The 19,246-nt window shown below is 72.0% G+C and carries 18 protein-coding genes; 10 read left to right on the top strand and 8 right to left on the bottom strand.

The features are described 5' to 3' along the window. Window positions 1-44 precede the first annotated feature (44 nt). Complete coding sequence (locus ABT129_RS25320) at window positions 45-1,286, top strand: MFS transporter (RefSeq protein WP_351905860.1); 1,242 nt, start codon at window positions 45-47, stop codon at window positions 1,284-1,286. On the opposite strand, the gene glgX is transcribed toward ABT129_RS25320, so the two are convergent. Then, on the bottom strand, window positions 1,255-3,375 hold the full coding sequence (gene glgX, locus ABT129_RS25315) for a glycogen debranching protein GlgX (protein WP_351905797.1): 2,121 nt from the start codon (window positions 3,373-3,375) through the stop codon (window positions 1,255-1,257). The two genes, ABT129_RS25320 and glgX, sit on opposite strands and share 32 nt — an antisense overlap. A gap of 139 nt (window positions 3,376-3,514) precedes the next feature. Here glgX and ABT129_RS25310 point away from each other — a divergent pair, with 139 nt between their 5' ends. The 4 genes from ABT129_RS25310 (at window position 3,515) to ABT129_RS25295 (ending at window position 7,964) form a co-directional block, all read left to right on the top strand. Continuing rightward, on the top strand, window positions 3,515-4,372 hold the full coding sequence (locus tag ABT129_RS25310) for a Tat pathway signal sequence domain protein (protein ID WP_351905794.1): 858 nt from the start codon (window positions 3,515-3,517) through the stop codon (window positions 4,370-4,372). A gap of 57 nt (window positions 4,373-4,429) precedes the next feature. Then, window positions 4,430-5,758 (top strand): copper amine oxidase, encoded by a 1,329-nt coding sequence (locus ABT129_RS25305; protein WP_351905791.1) that lies wholly within the window; start codon window positions 4,430-4,432, stop codon window positions 5,756-5,758. Between the two features lie 110 nt (window positions 5,759-5,868). Then, on the top strand, window positions 5,869-7,152 hold the full coding sequence (locus ABT129_RS25300; protein WP_351905788.1) for a DUF5919 domain-containing protein: 1,284 nt from the start codon (window positions 5,869-5,871) through the stop codon (window positions 7,150-7,152). Window positions 7,153-7,238: 86 nt separating this feature from the next. Then, window positions 7,239-7,964: a 3'-5' exonuclease gene (locus ABT129_RS25295; protein ID WP_351905785.1), complete on the top strand. Its 726-nt coding sequence runs from the start codon at window positions 7,239-7,241 to the stop codon at window positions 7,962-7,964. 7 nt (window positions 7,965-7,971) lie between these two features. Here ABT129_RS25295 and ABT129_RS25290 read toward each other — a convergent pair whose 3' ends face one another. Both ABT129_RS25290 and ABT129_RS25285 read right to left on the bottom strand, forming a co-directional pair. Next, window positions 7,972-8,793, bottom strand: a complete 822-nt coding sequence (locus tag ABT129_RS25290) for an alpha/beta fold hydrolase (protein WP_351905782.1) — start codon at window positions 8,791-8,793, stop codon at window positions 7,972-7,974. A gap of 47 nt (window positions 8,794-8,840) precedes the next feature. Further along, window positions 8,841-9,698, bottom strand: a complete 858-nt coding sequence (locus tag ABT129_RS25285; RefSeq protein ID WP_351905779.1) for a phosphotransferase enzyme family protein — start codon at window positions 9,696-9,698, stop codon at window positions 8,841-8,843. Window positions 9,699-9,877: 179 nt separating this feature from the next. Between ABT129_RS25285 and ABT129_RS25280 the strand changes: the two genes are divergently transcribed. The 5 genes from ABT129_RS25280 (at window position 9,878) to ABT129_RS25260 (ending at window position 14,361) form a co-directional block, all read left to right on the top strand. Then, window positions 9,878-10,822 (top strand): carbohydrate ABC transporter permease, encoded by a 945-nt coding sequence (locus ABT129_RS25280; protein ID WP_351905776.1) that lies wholly within the window; start codon window positions 9,878-9,880, stop codon window positions 10,820-10,822. Beyond that, window positions 10,819-11,661 (top strand): carbohydrate ABC transporter permease, encoded by an 843-nt coding sequence (locus tag ABT129_RS25275; protein ID WP_351905773.1) that lies wholly within the window; start codon window positions 10,819-10,821, stop codon window positions 11,659-11,661. Before ABT129_RS25280 ends, ABT129_RS25275 begins: the two co-directional genes overlap by 4 nt. Beyond that, the gene (locus tag ABT129_RS25270) at window positions 11,658-12,953 is read left to right on the top strand and encodes an ABC transporter substrate-binding protein (RefSeq protein ID WP_351905770.1); all 1,296 of its coding nucleotides are present in this window, start codon (window positions 11,658-11,660) and stop codon (window positions 12,951-12,953) included. Before ABT129_RS25275 ends, ABT129_RS25270 begins: the two co-directional genes overlap by 4 nt. Before the next feature lie 152 nt (window positions 12,954-13,105). After that, the gene (locus tag ABT129_RS25265) at window positions 13,106-13,660 is read left to right on the top strand and encodes a DUF1697 domain-containing protein (protein WP_351905767.1); all 555 of its coding nucleotides are present in this window, start codon (window positions 13,106-13,108) and stop codon (window positions 13,658-13,660) included. Between the two features lie 74 nt (window positions 13,661-13,734). After that, window positions 13,735-14,361: a DsbA family protein gene (locus ABT129_RS25260; protein WP_351905764.1), complete on the top strand. Its 627-nt coding sequence runs from the start codon at window positions 13,735-13,737 to the stop codon at window positions 14,359-14,361. A gap of 66 nt (window positions 14,362-14,427) precedes the next feature. Here the strand turns inward: ABT129_RS25260 and ABT129_RS25255 are convergent, their stop codons facing one another. The 5 genes from ABT129_RS25255 to ABT129_RS25235 form a co-directional block, all read right to left on the bottom strand. Continuing rightward, the gene (locus ABT129_RS25255) at window positions 14,428-15,318 is read right to left on the bottom strand and encodes a D-alanyl-D-alanine carboxypeptidase family protein (protein WP_502981899.1); all 891 of its coding nucleotides are present in this window, start codon (window positions 15,316-15,318) and stop codon (window positions 14,428-14,430) included. A 132-nt stretch (window positions 15,319-15,450) separates the two neighbouring features. Next, complete coding sequence (locus ABT129_RS25250) at window positions 15,451-16,194, bottom strand: sirohydrochlorin chelatase (protein WP_351905854.1); 744 nt, start codon at window positions 16,192-16,194, stop codon at window positions 15,451-15,453. A gap of 14 nt (window positions 16,195-16,208) precedes the next feature. Beyond that, window positions 16,209-17,096, bottom strand: coding sequence for an ABC transporter permease (locus tag ABT129_RS25245; RefSeq protein WP_351905761.1), 888 nt, complete (start codon window positions 17,094-17,096; stop codon window positions 16,209-16,211). Next, complete coding sequence (locus ABT129_RS25240; protein ID WP_351905758.1) at window positions 17,083-17,877, bottom strand: ABC transporter ATP-binding protein; 795 nt, start codon at window positions 17,875-17,877, stop codon at window positions 17,083-17,085. Before ABT129_RS25240 ends, ABT129_RS25245 begins: the two co-directional genes overlap by 14 nt. Window positions 17,878-17,920: 43 nt before the next feature. Continuing rightward, entirely contained in the window at window positions 17,921-19,060 is a 1,140-nt protein-coding gene (locus tag ABT129_RS25235) for an aliphatic sulfonate ABC transporter substrate-binding protein (protein ID WP_351905755.1), read from the bottom strand. Window positions 19,061-19,246: the final 186 nt, after the last annotated feature.

Raw genomic sequence — 19,246 nt, 5'->3', positions numbered from 1 at the left:
GCACCCGTTCGTGTGCATCGCGTTACGTTCGCCCGATGCTCAGGATGTATCGCGACACCCTCTCGCTGCTCGGTCCGGCCCTGCCCGTCGTGTCCTTCCTCGGCCGGCTGCCCACCGCCATGTGCCAGCTCGGCAGCCTCCTCCTGGTCGCCGAGACGAGCGGCTCCCTCGCCACCGCGGGCCTCACAGGAGGCGCGCTCGCGGCCGGGCAGACCGTCGCCGGGCCGGTCATCGGCCGGCTCACCGACCGGCGCGGCCAGCGCGGCGTCGTCCTCACGGCCTCCCTCGCCAACGCGGTCGCCGTCACCGCCCTGGTCCTCGGCGCGCTCGCCCAGGCGCCCACCGCCTGGCTGATGGTCCTCGGCGTGCTCGCCGGGGCGACCGTCCCCCAGATCGGACCGCTCGCCAGGACCCGCTCGGTGGCCCTCGCCCGCCGCTCCGGGGCCGACGACCGGACCGTCGGGACGGTGCTCTCCTTCGAGGGCACCCTCGACGAGGTGTCGTTCGTCCTCGGCCCCGCGCTCGTCGGTCTCGCCGCAGCCCTCGCCCACCCCGCCGCCGCGCTCCTCCTCGCGGCCCTGCTGCTCACGGTCTGCGGGACGGCCTTCGCCCTCCATCCGACGTCCCGGGCGACGGGGCCGGAGCCCGCCGCCTCCACCCGATCGGGTGCCGCCGAACGGACGCGGCTGCCGGGATCGGCGTACGCCCTGCGCGGCACGATGGTCCTCCAGGGCGCCATGTTCGGCGCCTCGCAGGCCGGGATCACCGCGCTCACCGAGGAGCTCGGCGCGCCCGCCCAGGCCGGGCTCGTCTACGCGGCGATGGGGGTGATGAGCGCCGCCGTCGGCCTCTCGATGGCGGCCGTGCCCGCCCGGATCGGGCTCACGACCCGCTGGCGCGCCGCCACCGCCGGGCTCGTCGTCCTCTCGGTGCCGCTGCTGTTCGTCGGGTCGCTCGGCGCGCTCTACGCGGTGGTGGTCGTCCTCGGCGCCGCGTACGCCCCGCACCTCATCACCGTCTTCGGGCTCACCGAGCGGACCGTGCCCGCCGCCCGGCTCGCCGAGTCCATGGCCTTCCTCACCAGCGGGATCGTCGGCGGCCAGGCCCTCGCCCTGGCCGCCTCGGGACGGCTCGCCGAGGGCCACGGCGCCCCCGCCGCCTTCGCGGTGGCGGTGGGGGCGGCCGCGGCCTGCGCGGTGCTGTCCTGGACGGTACTGGTCGGGTCCGTACCGTCCGCCGGGAAGGAACCCTCCCTCAGACCGGCCGGCGCAGAACGGTCAGGCTGAGCGGCGCCAGCGTCACCCGCTCGCCCCCCGCCAGCTCCGGGCCCTCCTGCGGCGGCATGCCCTCCGGGTCGGAGGTGTCCACCACCGTGCGCCAGCAGGCCCCGTGGCTGTCCGGGACGGCGAACTCCAGCTCCCTCGACGAGGCGTTGAACATCAGCAGGAAGGAGTCGTCGGCGATCCGCTCCCCCTGGGTGCCCGGCTCCGAGATGGCGTTGCCGTTGAGGAAGACGGTCAGCGCCTGGGCGTGCGCCGCCTGCCAGTCGCGGGCCGTCATCTCCTCGCCCTCGGGCGTGAACCACGCGATGTCGGTCAGCTCGTCGTGGGTGCCCTCGACGGGCCGGCCGTGGAAGAACCGGCGGCGCCGGAAGACCGGATGGTCCCGGCGCAGCCGCACCATGGCCCGGGTGAAGCGGAGCAGGGTGGTCTCCGCCTCGCTGTTCTCCTTCGGCCAGCGCACCCAGGACACCTCGTTGTCCTGGCAGTACGCGTTGTTGTTGCCGCCCTGGGAGCGCCCGAACTCGTCGCCGTGGCTGAGCATGGGCACCCCCTGCGAGAGCATCAGGGTGGCGAGGAAGTTGCGGGACTGGCGGGCGCGCAGCTCGGCGATCCCGACGTCCTCGGTGTCACCCTCCACACCGCAGTTCCACGAGCGGTTGTGGCTCTCGCCGTCCCGGTTGCCCTCGCCGTTGGCCTCGTTGTGCTTGTCGTTGTAGGAGACGAGGTCCCGGAGCGTGAAACCGTCGTGACAGGTCACGAAGTTGACCGAGGCGAGCGGCCGCCGCCCGTCGTCCTGGTAGAGGTCGGAGGAGCCGGTGAGCCGGGAGGCGAACTCGGCGAGGGTGCGCGGCTCGCCCCGCCACAGGTCCCGGACGCAGTCCCGGTACTTGCCGTTCCACTCGGTCCACAGCGGCGGGAAGTTGCCCACCTGGTAGCCGCCCTCGCCGACGTCCCAGGGCTCGGCGATCAGCTTCACCTGGCTCACCACCGGGTCCTGCTGGACCAGGTCGAAGAACGAGGACAGCCGGTCCACCTCGTGGAACTGGCGGGCCAGGGTGGCCGCCAGGTCGAAGCGGAAGCCGTCCACGTGCATCTCGGTCACCCAGTACCGCAGGCTGTCCATGATGAGCTGGAGCACGTGCGGGGAGCGCATGAGCAGCGAGTTCCCGGTGCCGGTGGTGTCCATGTAGTACCGGGGGTCGTCCGCGAGCCGGTAGTACGAGGGGTTGTCCAGGCCCCGCATGGAGAGCGTCGGGCCCAGGTGGTTGCCCTCGGCGGTGTGGTTGTAGACCACGTCGAGGATGACCTCGATGCCCGCCTGGTGCAGCGCCCTCACCGCCGACTTGAACTCCAGGACCTGCTGGCCCCGGTCGCCCCAGGAGGCGTAGGCGTTGTGCGGGGCGAAGAAGCCGATGGTGTTGTAGCCCCAGTAGTTGGAGAGCCCCGCGTCCACGAGCCGGTGGTCGTTCACGAACTGGTGAACGGGCATCAGTTCGAGCGCGGTCACGCCCAGTTCCTTCAGGTGCCCGATCACCGAGGGGTGCGCGAGCCCCGCGTACGTCCCGCGCAGCTCCTCCGGAAGGTCCGGGTGGAGCATCGTCAGGCCCTTCACATGGGCCTCGTAGATCACCGTGTGGTGGTACTCGGTGCGCGGGCGCCGGTCGTCGCCCCAGTCGAAGTACGGGTTGACCACGACCGAGGTCATCGTGTGCGGCCCCGAGTCGAGGTCGTTGCGCGCGTCGGGCCGCCCGAAGGGGTAGCCGTACACCGCCTCGCCCCACTTGACCTGACCCGACACCGCGCGGGCGTACGGGTCGACCAGCAGCTTCGCCGCGTTGCAGCGCAGCCCGCGCTCCGGGGCGTACGGGCCGTGCACCCGGAACCCGTACCGCTGACCGGGCATCACGCCCGGCAGATAGGCGTGCCGCACGAACGCGTCGGTCTCGCGCAGCTCCACCGCCGTCTCCGAGCCGTCGTCATGGATCAGACACAGCTCGATCCTGTGGGCGGCCTCCGAGAAGACCGCGAAGTTGGTTCCCGCTCCGTCATAGGTGGCGCCCAAGGGGTACGCCTGTCCCGGCCAGACCTGCATGGATATGACTCTTCCTCTTCTGTCCGGGTTTTAGAGGTGTTCTTCGGCCAGATATTGCCCGAAAGAGGGGCAACCTCCTAGGACTTCGCCCCGTCCTACCGGGTGACCGCAGAACAATGAGGGGGAAAAAGGGGGAAGTGTGTACGAAATAGCGCGCCGCCACCTGGGGAAGGTGGTGGCCGGAGCGGCCATGGCGGTGACGGGGACCGCCGTCGCGGTCGCGGTCGGTCTGCCGGGGGTCTCGGTGGGGGAGACCGGGCCCCGGCCTGCGGCGGGCACCGCGCTCGGCGGGGCGAACGGCGGAGGGACGGCGGGGACGGACGGCGCCGGCGCGGCGGAGTCCGGCACCGGGACGCGGGGACCGGCGCAGGGCGCCGCGCCGCCGCCGGCGACCGTGGCCCCGGCGGCGGCCGAGGGGAGGAAGGGGGTCGGCAGCGACCCGCTCACCGACGACGAGCTCGCCCGGGCCGAGACGCTGGCACTGACCCCGCCCGGCGCCGCCGCCCAGCAGAACGTCGAGGGCGGCCGGGGGCCGCAGCACCTGGGCACCGGCCTCACCGACCCCCAGCCGGGGGATCCCACGCGCCGCGCCGAGGTCCGCTTCTACGACTACGGGCGGGACGAGCTCATCACCCGGACGGTCAACCTCGACACGGGGAAGGTCGAGAAGTCGGGCTCGCAGCGCGGGGTCCAGCCCTCCGCCCACCCCGAGGAGCTGCGCGAGGCCCTGGAGCTGATCCTCGCGAGCCCGCTCGGCAAGGGCGTCAAGGAGGACTACGAGGACGCCACGGGCAAGAAGCTCACCGCCCCCACCCAGTTGTGGTTCAACGGCGACCTCTACCGCACCTACCGCGAGGCGAACGTGCCCGCGTCCCTCTCCCGTTGCGGGGAGCACCGGTGCGTCCGGCTCGTCACCAAGGTCCTCAACGGGGCCTGGATCGACACCCGGAACCTCATCGTCGACCTCTCCGCGAGGACCGTCACCCGCGTCGGCTGACCACCGCCGCCACCCGGTCCCCTCCTGTCGCAACTCCGTACGAGGGAGTACGTTCCCATGCCCACCCAGCGCAACCGGCCCACCCGCGGGAGGGGCGCCGTCCTGACCGCGGCCGCCCTGCTCGGCGCCGCCACGGCCGCCGCCGCCCCCGCGACCGCCGCCCCCACCGTGCCCCGCCCGCCGGCCCCGTCGCGTCCGGCGGCCCCGGCCGTCCCCGACTGCTCGGCCGCCTACCGCATCACGCAGAAGCTCGACGGCGGAGCGACCTGGCGGATGTGCTGGCGCTACGACACCGACGCCGGGCTCACCCTCGACAGGGTGACCTACCAGCCGCCCGGCGCCGCCGCCCCGATCAAGGTCCTCACCAGCGCCCGGCTCGCCCAGATCCACGTGCCCTACGACGACGGCGGCGCCGAGTACGACGACCTCACCGGCGCGGGCTTCGGCTGGGGCCTGCAGAACCTCAAGCCGGCCGAGTGCCCCGGCGGCACCCTCACCACCGTCAAGGTGCCCGAGGTCGGCCAGATCAAGGGCCTGTGCACCACCACGCGGGCGCGTGGCCACGCGTACCGCATGGCCAGCGACAACGGCTCCAAGGTCTGGCAGGCGCAGTCCAAGGACCTGCTCGTCTACACCGTCAACAAGGTCGGCTGGTACGAGTACATCTCCGAGTGGCGCTTCTCCGCCGACGGCACCGTCGGCGCCAACGTCGGTGCCACCGGCAGCCTCTCGCCCGTCGACTACAACGCCACCGACGGCCGCGGCTGGCCCATCGGCAAGGGCGCCCGCTCCTACGCCACCAGCCACGCGCACAACGTCTTCTGGAAGCTCGACTTCGGGCTCGACGGCTCCACCAGGGACCGGATCGAGCAGTTCGACTCCACCGTCACCGCGCCGCCCGCGGGCGGCGGCGGACCGACCGTGAAGACCACGCGCACCGTCGTCACCAAGGAACTCGCCGGAGACGCGAAGAACATGCGCTGGTGGCGGGTGGTCAGCGGCACCGGCAGGAACGCCGACGGCCACGCCCGCTCGTACGAGATCGTCCCCGGCCGCACCGACACCCACGCGGGGCGCGGCTTCACCAAGCACGACGTGTACTTCACGCAGGCGCGGGCCTGCGAGAGGTTCGCGAGCGACAACATCGGCAACTGCGGGCCCAACGCCGGAGACAGCGTGGACAAATGGGTCAACGGGGAGACTCTGGTCAAACCGTCCGTCTGGGTCAACATCGGGTTCCACCACGTCGCCCGGGACGAGGACCAGCAGCCGATGCCGGTCCACTGGCAGGGCTTCCAGCTCGCGCCCAGGGACGTAACCGCTATGAATCCGCTCACTCCGCCCGATCTCGCCTCCCAGAACGGACAGCCCGATCTGGGGAGTTGAGGAAGGAGCCTGACGATCCTGCTGCACCGCCTCCCGCTCGCGGAGTACCCTTCCTTGATCGTTGTCGGACCGGTCGACACGGGCGTCCAGGAGCAGAAGGCGGTGCGCGGGTGAGCTCGGGAGGTCTGGAGCTGCCCCCAGGTGATGCGGGTCGCGAGGGGGGTCCCGCCGACCCCGCCGAGGCGCCGTCCGGCATCGTCACGCCGCCGGGCGCCGCGCCGCCCGGCACCGTCGCCGTCGCCCGCCCGGTCGAGATAGGGGCGGAGCTCGACTGGGACGCCGAGGCCTGGAGCGAGGTCCGCACCCGCGCCCAGCGCGCCGGACGGGCCTACATCTGGCTGAACCTCGTCGAACAGAGGCTCCGCGCCGTGGTCGCCGCCGTCCTGCGGCCCGTGTACGAACCCGTGCACGGCGAGGAGTGGGTGGTGGCCGCGGCCGGCCCCGCCGGGCAGGAGTGGGTGCAGCGGGCCGTCGCCGTCCGCGAGGTCTCGCGACGCAAGGGCTACCTCCTCGACCCGGCCGACGACAACGTCCTCAGCTTCCTCACGCTCCCGCAGCTGCGCGAGCTGATGGTGCAGCACTGGCCCTGCTTCGAGCCCTACTTCGACGACCGGCGCGAGGTCGAGCTCGCCCTCGACGAGCTGGAGGTCACGCGCAACGTGGTCTCCCGCAACCGGGCCCTGTCGATGACCGTGCTCGCCCAGTCCGAGCGGGCCTCCGCCCGCATCCTGGAGATCCTCGGCAGCGGCGCGGGGGTGCCCTCCGCCGACCGGCTGCCCGTGGACGCGGTCGAGGACCTCGTCGGGGACCGGTACGCGGACGTGGTCTCCGTCCACCCCGACCGGGTCCGCCTCCAGCGGCAGCTGCCCGCCGAGGACCTCTTCGGCGGGGCCCGCCGCCTCGACGCCACCGGCATAGGCCTCAATCTGCTCGTGCAGAACTTCTCCGGGCGCCGCATGGTCCGGCTCGCCGAGTCCGGCTGCCGGACCCGGCTGCTCTTCCTCAACCCCGCGAGCAGCGCGGTCAAGCGCCGTGAGCGCGAACTCGGCCTGAAGAAGGGCGAGCTGAGCCGCTCGGTCGAGATGAACATCCTCCACATGCGCCGGGTCCGCTCCAAGCTCCGCGACCCGGGCGCCTTCCAGATCCACGTCTTCGACGAGACCCCGCGCTTCACCGCCTACCTGGTGGACGGCGACGGCCCGGACGGGGTCGGCGTCGTGCAGTCCTATCTGCGCCGGGCCCGGGGCATGGAGGCGCCGGTGCTCGTCCTGCGCGGCGGCGGGCGGAACGTGGTGCGCCACGGACAGGGCCTCCGTGACGGCGATCACGGACTTTTCGAGACATACCGGGAGGAATTCGAGTCCGTCTGGCTCGACTCCCGGCCCGTCTCCTGACCCCCGACGGGGGCGTCCGGGGGCGTTGTCAGTGGTGCGTGCGAGGGTGGTCAGCACCACGGGGGAGATCACGTAAGGAGGACCCGATGGCTTGGCACGGCGAAACGCTGGTCGGCTTCGACCTGGAGACGACCGGCACCGAACCGCTGGAGGCCCGTATCGTGACGGCCTCGATCATCGAGGTCGGCGGCGGGGGACAGGTCACGCGCCGGCGCGACTGGCTCGCCGACCCGGGGATCCGCATCCCCGAACAGGCCTCCGCGATCCACGGCATCAGCACCGAGCGCGCGGCCGCCGAGGGCCGCCCGGTGCGCGAGGTCGCCGACGAGATCGCGAAGGCGCTCGCCGCGTACTGGGAGGACGGCGTGCCGGTCGTGGCGTACAACGCCTCCTTCGACCTGACGCTGCTCTCCGCCGAGCTGCGCCGCCACGGACTGCCCTCGCTCACCGAGCGGCTCGGCGGCGCCCCCATCGGCCCCGTCGTCGACCCGTACACCATCGACCGGGCGGTCGACCGCTACCGGCGCGGCAAGCGGAACCTGGAAGCGGTCTGCGGGGAGTACGGGGTGGTCCTCGAAGCCGCCCACCAGGCCGCCGCCGACGCGCTCGCCGCCGTCCGGGTCGCCGTCGCGATAGCCGAGCGGCACCCCGAGGTCGCCGAGCTGGACCCGGCCGAACTCCACGAGCGCCAGATCGGCTGGTACCGCCTCTGGGCCGAGAACTTCCAGGCCTTCCTGCGGCGCAAGGGCGACACGGAGGCGGTCGTCGACGCCACGTGGCCCCTGCGCGAGGCGGTCGCGGCCGCCGTGTGAGGGACCCTCAGGAGTTCTCCTTGAGGAAGGAGAGCAGCAGGTCGTTCACCTTCCCCGGCTGGTCCAGCGGGAGCCAGTGGCCCGCGTCCTCCACGCGCTCGTAGCGCCAGGGACCGGAGACGTGCGCACCGGTGTCCGTCATCTGCCGCTCGGTGAGGAACCGGTCGCCGGTGGACCAGACGCCCATGACCGGGACGGACAGCGGGGGGAGCGCCACCGGCGCGGCCAGCTGGACCTCGATCGGCAGCCCCGCCCGGTAGATGTTCAGGGCGGCGGTCAGCGCGCCCGGAGCGCGCAGCGGCTCCAGGACCTCCTCGACGTCGGGGTGCTCGCCGAGCATGTCACGCAGCCGCGCGAAGTCCTCGCGGGAGAGCCACTCCTCGGCTCCCTCGTGCTGGAACATCGTCAGGTGCCACAGACGCTGCCGCTGCTCCCAGCCGGCGCCGAGGATCGCCGTGATGTCACCCACCGACATCAGCGTGGCGCTCGCCACCCGGTCCGGCACGACCTGCGCGATGCCCTGGGCCACTCCCGAACCCCAGTCGTGGCCCACCAGATGGACCCGGTCGATCTCCAGGCGGGCGAGGAGTTCCAGCAGGTCGCCGACGTGCTTGGCCGGGTGGTACGCCTCCGGACCGCCCTCGGGACGGTCCGAGGCGCCGAAGCCGCGCAGCGTCGGGGTGACGCACCGGAAGCCCGCCGCCGTGAGCGCCGGGACCTGATGGCGCCAGAGACGGTGGCTGTCGGGGAAGCCGTGCACCAGCAGCACGGCCGGTCCCTCGCCGGCCACCTCGACGTCGAGCGTCACCTCGGAGAGTTCCACGCGCATCCCAACACCCCGTCCTGTCCCACCGGTTCGGTCAGCTGCCCATGATGTCAGAACGGGTACCAGCGCACCTCGGGGTCGCCGTCCCGCAGCGAGCCCACCCGCCGCTCGAACTCGGCGAGCGCCTTCGGGTTCGTCGGCGCGTGCTGCGCCACCCACGCGCAGCTCGCGGTCTCCCGCGCCCCGCGCAGCACCGCGCACCCCTCCCACTCCCGCACGTCCCAGCCGTACCCCTCCGTGAAGGCCTCGTAGGCGGCCGGGTCCAGGCCGTACCGGTCCCGGGAGAGCGCGAGCACCACGAGATCGTGCTCGCGCAGGTCGGAGGAGAAGGTCTCCAGGTCCATCAGGACCGGGCCGTCGGGCCCGACGAGCACGTTCCGGGGGAGGGCGTCGCCGTGGATCGGGCCCGGCGTCAGGTGCGGAGCGAGCGCGGCCGCCGCCGGGGCGAAGGCATCGCGGCGCTCGCGGAGGAAGGCCGCGTCGGCCGGGTCGATCGCGTCCCCCGCGAGCCGCAGCCACCGCTCGACCCCGCCGAGCAGCTCACGGCGCGGCAGCGTGAAGCCCACCGGCTCCGGCAGGGCGTGCACCCGCCGCAGCAGCGGCGCGAGATCACGGGGCTCCGCGGGCCGCACGGCCTCGGGGAGCCGGTGCCAGAGGGTGACCGGATGCCCGTCGACCAGACGTGCCTTCTCCTCGGCGGCCCGCACGGCCGGGACCTCCGCCTCGGCGAGCCAGGCGGCGAGGGCCAGCTCCCGCTCGGCCCGCTCGAACACCTCGGCGTCCCGGCCCACCTTCACGGCGAGATCCCCCACGGCGAAGACCGCGTTCTCCCCGAGGGCCAGCAGTCGCGCCTCCGCGACCGGCAACCCCGCCGCGGCCAGGATCTCCCGCGCCCGCGCCTCGTCCATCGCCCTCTCCCTACCTCTGCCGCCACCCACGTGATCGAGCCAAAGTCTCGCATCCGCGCAGTTCACCGCGCAGGTCGCCTTGACGGCCCTCCGGTCGGTCAGGACCATGACGGGGTTCCACGGCGGCGCCGGGTGTCCCCCGGACGCGGCCCGGGAGAAGGCGGACGGGGGTCGGACCGATGGGCGCGGTGACCGCGACGAAGCGGCCGGGCGGGACGCGCACCCCGCGCGCCGCCCACGGGACACGCCCGCGCGGCCCCGACTTCGGCGCCTGGTTCCTGGTGCTCCCCGCGCTCCTGCCGATCCTGGTGCTCAGCGTCGGCCCGCTGCTCTACGGCATCGCGCTCGCCTTCACGGACGCCCAGTCGGGCCGCACCTCGGACACCCGGTGGGTGGGCACCCTCAACTTCCAGGACCTGCTGCACGACACCCTCTTCTGGGACTCGTTCCGCATCGGCGTGGTCTGGGCCGTCGGCGTCACCGTCCCCCAGTTCCTGCTCGCCCTCGGCCTCGCCCTCCTCCTCAACCAGGAACTCCGCCTCCGCTGGCTGGCCCGGGCCCTCGCCATCGTCCCCTGGGCGATGCCGGAGGTCGTCGTCGGCATCATGTGGCGGCTCGTCTACAACCCCGACGCCGGCATCCTCAACGAGACCCTCCGCGGCCTCGGCCTCGGCGAGGGCCGCGACTGGCTCTCCGGGCTCGCCACCGCCCTCCCCGCCGTCATCGTCGTCGGCGTCTGGGCCGGCATGCCGCAGACCACCGTCGCCCTGCTCGCCGGACTCCAGAACACCCCGCGCGAGCTCCACGAGGCCGCCGCCCTCGACGGCGCCGGAGCCTGGCGCCGCTTCCGCGCCGTCACCTGGCCCGCGCTGAGACCGGTGGCCCTCGCGATCACCGCCCTCAACCTCATCTGGAACTTCAACTCCTTCGCCCTGGTCTACGTCCTGACCAACGGCGGGCCGGGCGGCCGGACCCGGCTCCCCATGCTCTTCGCCTACGAGGAGGCCTTCCGGTACGGACAGTTCGGCTACGCCGCCGCGATGGGCTGCGTGATGGTCGCCGCCGTCTCGGTGCTCATCGCCCTCTCCCTCGTACGCCGTCTGAAAGGGGACCAGGACCGGTGAGCGCCCTCCGGACGAGCCGACCCGCCCGGATCGGCCAGTACCTCGCCCTCCTCGGGTACCTGGCCTTCCTCGCCCTCCCCTTCCTCTGGCTGGTCTCCACCGCCTTCAAGCCCGCCCCCGAGCTGGCCTCGCTGCACCCGACCTGGATCCCGAAGGACCCCACGCTCGCCAACTTCCGCCAGGCCTTCGACGAGCAGCCGTTGCTCAGGGCCGCCGCCAACAGCCTGGTCGCCGCGGCCTCCGCCGCCGTGATCGCGGTCGCCGTCGCGACCCCGCTCGCCTATGTGACGGCCCGCCACCGGGGCAGGCTCGCGGGCGCGGCCACCGGCTGGGTGGTGATCAGCCAGGCGTTCCCGTTCGTCCTGGTGATCATCCCGCTCTTCCTGATCCTCAAGAACCTGCACCTGATCAACAGCGTCCTCGGCCTCGTCCTGGTCTACGTGGTCTGGTCGCTGCCCTTCGCCCTCTGGATGCTGATGGGATACGTCCGGGCCGTCCCCGCCGAACTGGAGGAGGCCGCCGCCGTCGACGGCGCGGGCCGGCTCCGCACCCTCGTCTCCGTCACCGCACCACTGCTGGTCCCCGGCATCGTCGCCACCGCGCTCTTCGCCTTCGTCACCGCGTGGAACGAGTTCTTCTTCGCGCTCGTGCTGCTCAAGAGCGCCGAGAAGCAGACCCTGCCGGTCGTCCTCACCCACTTCCTCGGCGCCGAGGGCGTCGCCGACCTCGGCCCGCTGGCCGCCGCGGCCTTCCTCGCCACCCTGCCCTCGCTCGTGGTCTTCGCCCTCCTGCAGAGACGGATCACCGGCGGCATGCTGGCCGGGGCGGTGAAGTCGTGAGACGACGGATCGCTGTCCTCGCCACCGCGCTCGCCCTGCTCCTCACCGGCTGCACCGCCGGGGACGAGGGGCCCGACGACGGGGTCGTACGGCTCCGCTTCCAGTCCCTCGCCTGGCAGAAGGAGTCCGTCGACGCCAACCGGCAGCTGGTGGCGGAGTGGAACGCCACCCACCCCGGCGTCCAGATCGACTACATCCAGGGCAGCTGGGACTCCGTCCACGACCAGCTCCTCACCTCCTTCGAGGGCGGCGAGGCGCCCGACATCATCCACGACGCCTCCGACGACCTGGCCGACTTCGCCTACGGCGGCGACCTCGCCGACCTCCGTCCGCTCCTCTCCGAGCGGCTCAGGGCCGACATCCCCGCCCGCAGCTGGGAGACCACCACCTTCGGCGACGGGATCTACGGCGTGCCGTTCCTCCAGGAACCGCGCGTGCTCATCGCCAACCGCGCGATCCTGGAATCCTCCGGCGTCCGCGTCCCCACCCCGGCGAGCCCCTGGAGCTGGACCGAGTTCCGGCAGGTCGCCCAGGAGCTCACCCGGAGCATGGGACCCGGCCGGTACGCCGTCGCCTGGCCGCTCAAGGAACCCGTCTCGGTCAGCCTCAACCTCGGTCTCTCGGCCGGAGGCCGGCTCTTCCACCGCGAGGCCGACGGCCGGGTGACCGTCCGCTTCACCGAGGAGGACGCCGTCGTCCCCGGCACCCTGCGCGACCAGGTCGTCGTCGACCGCACCGCGCCGCGCACCACGCTCGGCAGCGGCGGCTCCGACACCCTGCCCGGCTTCTTCGCCGGCAAGTACGCCATGGTCCCGCTCGGCTTCGCCTACCGGCAGCAGATCGCGCAGCAGGCCCCGAAGGGCTTCGAGTGGACGGTGCTGCCCGCCCCCGCCGGGAGCGCGGGACTCACCCAGGGCGTCTCCCCGCAGACCCTGTCCATCGCCGCGGACAGCCCGTACAAGAAGGAGGCGGCGGAGTTCCTCGACTTCTTCCTGCGCCCCGGGAACATGGTGCGGCTCGCACGCGGCGACTGGATGCTGCCCACCGGTACGGCGGCGCTCGCCGACCCCTCCCTGCACACCGCCCGGGACGGCTGGGCGACCGGGGCGGCGGTGGCCGCGCGACTGCGGCCGGCCCCGGCGCAGGCGGTGCGGGGATACCCGGAGTGGAAGGACAAGGTGGCGACCCCGGCCTTCCAGGAGTACTACAGCGGCGCCATCGACGCCGCCGAACTCCGGGAACGCCTGGTGGAGGACGGCAACCGGGTGCTCGCCCGCTATCAGCGCAAATGATCGGGTCGCGAGAGGTTCGTCATTACGAAACCTTGTTGAATAAGTCACAGATGAGTGAAGGGGCTTCTCCCGGCCACCCTTGATCGGACAGTGTTCGAACCGGCCACCGCGCCGCCCCCCACGAGGCGCGGTGGCCCGCCTAGGCTGGGCCCATGACGCAGACATACGCGCTCCTGCTCCGCGGCATCAACGTGGGCGGGCACCGCAAGGTCCCGATGCCGGAACTCCGTTCCGTCCTCGAAGGGCTCGGGCACCGGCACGTCCGCACCTATCTGCAGAGCGGCAACGCCGTCTTCACCACCGACTCGACCGCCGGCGAGGACGGGCTCACCACCGAGGTCGAGGACGCGATCGAGAGCCACTTCGGCTTCCGGGTCGACTGCCTCGTCCGCGACGGCTACTACCTCGCGGCCGTCGCCGACGCCTGCCCCTTCCCCGCCGCCGACCTCGACGGCAAGCAGCTCCACGCCTTCTACCTCTCCGGCCCCGCGGACCCCGCGCGCTTCGCCGCGATCGACCAGGAGGCCTTCCATCCCGAGGCCTTCGCCCTCGGCGACCGGGTCCTCTACCTCCACGTCCCCGACGGCCTCGGCCGCTCCAGACTGGGCGACGTCGTCAGCCGTCCGTCCGTCTTCAAGGGCCTGGTGGTCACCGCCCGCAACTGGAACACGGTGCGCAAGCTGGTGGAGATGACCCGGGAGGACTGAGAGCCCGAGTGGCCCAGCCCAGGGGCTCCCGATTGGACCACAGGGGCAGGCCACTCGCTGGCTAGATTCGAGCCGTGACGACCACCGAGCCCGAGCCGCGCCCCGCCGTCGACTTCTACTTCGACCCCGCCTGCCCCTTCGCCTGGATCACCTCCCGATGGATCCTGGAGGTCGAGCGCGAACGGGACGTCGACCTCCGCTTCAAGGTCATGAGCCTGTACGTCCACAACGAGGGCAACACCCTGCCCGACTGGTACCGCGAACTCGTCGACGCCTCCCTCGGCCCCGTCCGGGTCGCGGTCGCCGCCGCGGCGGAGCACGGCGACGCGATCCTGCGCCCGCTCTACACCGCGTACGGAACCCGCATCCACGAGCAGAAGCGGAAGGACTTCCCCGCGGTGATCGCCGAGTCGCTCGCCGAACTCGGACTCCCCGCCGCACTCGCCGCGGCCGCCGACGACCCGGCCCACGACGAGGCCGTGCGCCGCAGCCACGACGCCGGCCGGGACCCCGAGGCTGGGGGATACGTCGGCACCCCGACGCTCCACGTCGACGGCACCGTCTGGTTCGGCCCGGTCCTGCGGGCCATCCCGCGCGGCACCCGGGCCGCGGAACTCTTCGACAGCTTCCGGGTCCTCGCCGGCCACCCGGACCTCTTCGAACTCAAGCGGACCCGCACGGGCGGACTCGACTTCGGCTAGAACGAGGGCCCGCGCCCCGCGCCCTCGCCGGACTGCCTCCCGCGAACGGGAGGCAGCCGGGGGTGCCTACTTCTTGAAGCCGTAGTCCAGCAGCTTCTTGACGTCGGCGGCCCTGTTCGTCTCGCTGGACGAGGCGAGCACCGTGCCGACGACCGTCTTGCCGCCACGCGTGGCGGCGAAGACCAGGCAGTACTTGGCCTGCGGACCCGAACCGGTCTTCAGGCCGATCGCGCCGCTGTAGGTGCTGAGGAGCTTGTTGGTGTTGCTCCACGACATGTACCGGTAGCCACCGGTCTTCGTCGTCACCTTCTGCTTCGTCGACTTCGTCGCGACCACGGAGCGGAAGGTGGAGTTCTTCATCGCACTGCTCGCGAGCTTCGTCAGATCGCGGGGAGTCGAGTAGTTGCTCCCATTGCTTATTCCGTCGAAGGAATCGAACTTGGTGTTCGTCATGCCGAGCCGCTTGGCCTCGGTGTTCATCTTCCCGATGAACGACTTCACCCGCGCGGCCCGCGTGGTGCCGGTGCCGAACTTGTCGGCCAGCGCGTAGGCCGCGTCGCAGCCCGAGGGCAGCATCAGACCGTAGAGGAGCTGGCGGACCGTCACCTTGTCACCGACGATGAGCCGGGCCGAGGAGGCGTTCTTCGCGACGATGTAGTCGCTGTACGACTTGTCGACGGTGACCTTGGCGTCCAGGTTGAGGTTCTTCTGCGCCAGCACCACCTGCGCCGTCATGATCTTGGTGGTCGAGCCGGTCGAGCGGCGGGTGTCCGCGGTCTTCGAGTACAGCGTCCTGGCCGTCGCGTTGTTCATGACGAAGCCGCCCGGAGCGGTGATCGTGGGAACGGGCGGCGGCGCGGCGGCATACGCCTGGCCCGTGAACAGGCCGCCGGCCAGGACGACCGAGGCCGTGACCGTGGCGGTCACCGCGCTCCGCACGCCCAGTGTCGAAGTGATCAAAGTCTTCTGCCCTTGATAGGAATCGATGTCCTCCGGATCCACATGGACCCGGCTCACAGAAGACGCACGAGAGGGCTCCATGGATGTACGCATGATGCCGTGATGTTGCTCGCTTTTCCAAAATCCCGCTCAGGCCGTCCGGGCGACCTGACGGCGCGCCACCCGCGCCCCGTCGTACCGCTCCAGGAGCAGCGAGGCCAGCTCGGGCGACGGGCCCAGGACGCCGGCCAGGACGTCCGCCCCGGCCGCGCCCGCCGCGATGCGGTCCGGGAGGCGGCCCGGGGCGATCACGTACGGGGCGACGGCCACCCGCCGGACGCCCGGCTCGGCACGGAGCGCCCGCACGGCGTCCTCCGTACGGGGGAGGGATGCGGAGGCGAACGCGGGCCGCACGGAGCACCAACCGGTGCGCCGCAGCTCCCGCGCCGTTTCTGCGATCACCGCGATCGCCTCCGGGTCGGTGGAGCCCGCCGAGGCCAGGACGACCCCGGTCGCGCTCTTGTCGCCGGGCGTGAGCCCGGCCTCGTACAACCGCCGCTCCACCGCGGCGATCAGCAGCGGCGAGGGGCCGAGGACCTCCGCCTGGTGGATCCGCAGCGACGGAGGGGCCTGCCGCAGGACGGCGGGGACGTCGGCCTTCGCGTGGAAGGCCCGGGTCAGCAGCAGCGGCAGCGCCACCACGTCCCGCACCCCGTCGGCGGCGAGCCGGTCGAGCACGCCCGCCACCGACGGCAGGTTGAAGTCCAGGAACGCCGTCTCCACCCGCAGCCCCGGCCGCAGCGCGCCGGCCCGGCGCACCAGCGCCTGGACGGTCGCCGCGTGCCGCGGGTCACGGCTGCCGTGGGCGATGACGAGAAGGACGGGGCGGTTCACGGTCGGTTCAGAGCTCACTTCACCAGGAGGCCGCGGCTGCGGAGCACCCACCGCTCCAGCGGGCTGAAGATCAGCAGGTCGATGGCGATGCCGACGACCAGGATCAGCAGGATCGCCAGGAACACGCCGGGCAGGTCGATGTTGTTGCGGCCGTTCTCCAGCAACTGGCCGAGGCCGAGGCCCAGGTCGGGGGAGGAGGCGATGATCTCCGCGGCCATCAGCGAGCGCCAGGAGAACGCCCAGCCCTGCTTCAGACCCGCCAGGTAGCCGGGCAGCGCGGCCGGAAGGACCACGAACCAGGTGCCCTTGAGGCCGGTGGCGCCCATGGTGCGGCCGGCCCGCAGGAACAGCGGCGGGACCTGGTCCACACCGGAGACCAGACCGTTGGCGATGGAGGGGACGGCGCCCAGCAGGATCACCGTGTACATCATCGCGTCGTTCAGACCGAACCAGAGGACCGCCGGCGGCACCCACGCCACCGAGGGCAGCGACTGCAGACCGGAGAGGATCGGGCCGATCGCGGCGCGCACGAACTTCACCCGGGCCACGAGCAGTCCCAGCGGGGTGCCGATGGCGAGGGCGAGCAGGAAGCCTGCCAGGCCCCGGGAGACGCTGGTCCAGATGACTTCGAGCAGGGTGCCCTGGAGCCACATGTCGGTCAGGCCGGCCCACACCGCGGACGGCGCGGGCAGCTTGGTCTCCTCGGTGATCCCCGCGGAGACGAGGATCTGCCAGACCGCGAGGACCAGGGCGACGGCCAGGGTGGGCGGGAGGACCTTCTTGACGAGGACCTCGCGGACCGGGGTCCGGCGGATCTCGACCGCGTCCAGGGCGTCCAGTCCGGCCTCCAGGCCGGCGAGATCGTCCTTCTTGGCCGTCGCGGCGGTGTCAGTGCTGGCCATGGCGGCGGATCTCCCCACGCAGGTGTTCAGTGATCTCAAGGGACAGCTCGGCCACGTCCGCGTCCTCGATGCGGCGCGGCTGCGGGATCCCCACGGTCCACTCCTTGGCCACCCGGCCGGGCCGGGAGGAGAGCAGGACCACCCGCTGCGCGAGGCGCACGGCCTCGCGCACGTTGTGGGTGACGAACAGGACGGAGAGGTTCGTCTCCTCCCAGATACGGGTGAGCTCGCCGTGCAGCACGTCGCGGGTGATGGCGTCCAGGGCCGCGAACGGCTCGTCCATCAGCAGCAGCTGGCTGTCCTGGGCCAGCGCCCGGGCCAGGGCCACGCGCTGCCGCATGCCGCCGGACAGCTCGTGCACCCGCTTGCCGTACGCGCCGCCGAGCCGGACCAGTTCGAGCAGCCGCTCGGCCTCCGGCTTCCGCTCGGCCCGGGGCACCCCGCGCAGCCGCAGGGCGAGTTCGATGTTCTTGCCCGCGGTCAGCCACGGGAAGAGGGCGTGCTCCTGGAACATCAGGGCCGGCCGGCCGCCCGGGGTCGCGATGGACCCCTGGGTCGGCCGATCGAGTCCGGCGACGAGGTTCAGCAGGGTGGACTTGCCACACCCCGATGCCCCCAGGATGGTGACGAACTCGCCGGGCGCGACGTCGAGACTGACGTCGTCCAGGACGAGCTGGGTACCGGCCGGGCCGGAGAAGGACTTCGAGACGTGCTCGATCCGGGCGGCGTGCGTCTGCTCCGCTACGGTGCCGTCGGCAGCCTTGGCGAGCGTCGTGGCCATGGTCGTCACCTCCTGGGGTTACGGATTCTCGGACGTGGCTCGGTTACTTGACGCCGAGACCGGCGTCGGAGACCTCGGGCTGACCGGCGGCCTTGAGCACCTTGTTGAGGAGCGTCAGGTCGTAGATCCCGGCCAGGTCGGGCTGCTTGATCAGCTCGGCCTTGACGGCCCACTCGGACTGGGTCTTCAGCGTCGCGGCCAGCGGGTCGTTCGTGATCGCGATGCTCGGCCACGCCGGGTCGATGACCTTGGCGTCCAGGGACTTGCCGCTGAGGGCCTTCAGCGCCTCGTTGGCGGAGGTCTTCGCCTTGTCCGGGTTGGCGTTGATCCACTCGTTGGTCTTCACCGTGCCCTTCAGCACGGCCTCGACCACGTCCGGGTGCTCCGTCAGGAACTTCTGCGACACGATGATGTTCGTGATCACGAACTTCTTGTCGGGCCACAGGCTGGTCTCGTCCAGGAGGACGGATCCGCCCTGGGAGACCAGCTTGGAAGCGGTCGGCTCCGGCACCCAGGCGCCGTCGATGGAGCCGGACTTGAAGGCGTCCGGGGTGACCTTGTTGTCGGTGCGGACGACGGAGACGTCACCCTTGCCGGACTCGGGGTCGACCTTCCAGCCCTTCTCGGCGATCCAGTTGAGGAGGGCGACGTCCTGCGTGTTGCCCTTCTGCGGGGTGGCGATCCTCTTGCCCTTGAGGTCGTCCAGGGTCTTGATCTTCTTCGGGTTCACGACCAGCTTCACGCCGCCGGAGGCGGAGCCGGAGATGATCCGCAGGTTCTTGCCCTTGGACTTGACGTACGCGTTGATGGAGGGCGAGGGGCCGATGAAGCCGATGTCGAGAGAGCCGCCGTTGAGCGCCTCGATCTCGGACGGGCCGGCGTTGAAGGTCTGCGGCTTCAGCGTCGTGGCGCCGAGTTCCTTCTGGATGAGGCCGTCCTGGACGCCGATCAGCGCGGTGGCGTGCGTCAGGTTCGGGAAGTAGCCGAGCCGGACCTCGGAGGCGGAGAGCTTCTTCGCGTCGGCGGCGACGGGAGCCTTCTTGTCCGCGGACTCGTCCTTCTTCGCGTCGGCACCGTAGCCGCAGGAGGCGAGGGCGCCGACCAGGAGCGGCAGCGCGGCGGCGGCGACGATGCTGCGGCGCAGCGTCTTACGGGTGGTGCGGGAGTTTCCGTTGGCAGACACGGGAGGCTTTCCTCTCGACACGTGGTCTCATGACGCACGTCTTCGGCGGTGTGGCAGGGGCGGGTACAGCTCGTGGGGGGTGTGGGCGCGCATGCGGTGCGCGTACGTCATCGCGCACATCGCGCCACCCCTCCCTGGCCGCTGCCGAGGGTGCCGCTGCCTACGCGGCCACCCTCCTTCGCGAAG

This window comes from Streptomyces sp. NPDC002057, from assembly GCF_040296665.1.
Taxonomy (GTDB): domain Bacteria; phylum Actinomycetota; class Actinomycetes; order Streptomycetales; family Streptomycetaceae; genus Streptomyces.
The sequence above is the reverse complement of the archived record's forward strand: the minus strand, read 5'-3'. Positions and strand labels throughout refer to the sequence as shown.

Coding starts and splice junctions, on each gene's coding strand:
- ABT129_RS25320 (WP_351905860.1), top strand. CDS start 45: ATGTATCGCGACACCCTCTCGCTGCTCGGTCCGGCCCTGCCCGTCGTG.
- glgX (WP_351905797.1), bottom strand. CDS start 3,375: ATGCAGGTCTGGCCGGGACAGGCGTACCCCTTGGGCGCCACCTATGAC.
- ABT129_RS25305 (WP_351905791.1), top strand. CDS start 4,430: ATGCCCACCCAGCGCAACCGGCCCACCCGCGGGAGGGGCGCCGTCCTG.
- ABT129_RS25295 (WP_351905785.1), top strand. CDS start 7,239: ATGGCTTGGCACGGCGAAACGCTGGTCGGCTTCGACCTGGAGACGACC.
- ABT129_RS25290 (WP_351905782.1), bottom strand. CDS start 8,793: ATGCGCGTGGAACTCTCCGAGGTGACGCTCGACGTCGAGGTGGCCGGC.
- ABT129_RS25285 (WP_351905779.1), bottom strand. CDS start 9,698: ATGGACGAGGCGCGGGCGCGGGAGATCCTGGCCGCGGCGGGGTTGCCG.
- ABT129_RS25280 (WP_351905776.1), top strand. CDS start 9,878: ATGGGCGCGGTGACCGCGACGAAGCGGCCGGGCGGGACGCGCACCCCG.
- ABT129_RS25265 (WP_351905767.1), top strand. CDS start 13,106: ATGACGCAGACATACGCGCTCCTGCTCCGCGGCATCAACGTGGGCGGG.
- ABT129_RS25245 (WP_351905761.1), bottom strand. CDS start 17,096: ATGGCCAGCACTGACACCGCCGCGACGGCCAAGAAGGACGATCTCGCC.
- ABT129_RS25240 (WP_351905758.1), bottom strand. CDS start 17,877: ATGGCCACGACGCTCGCCAAGGCTGCCGACGGCACCGTAGCGGAGCAG.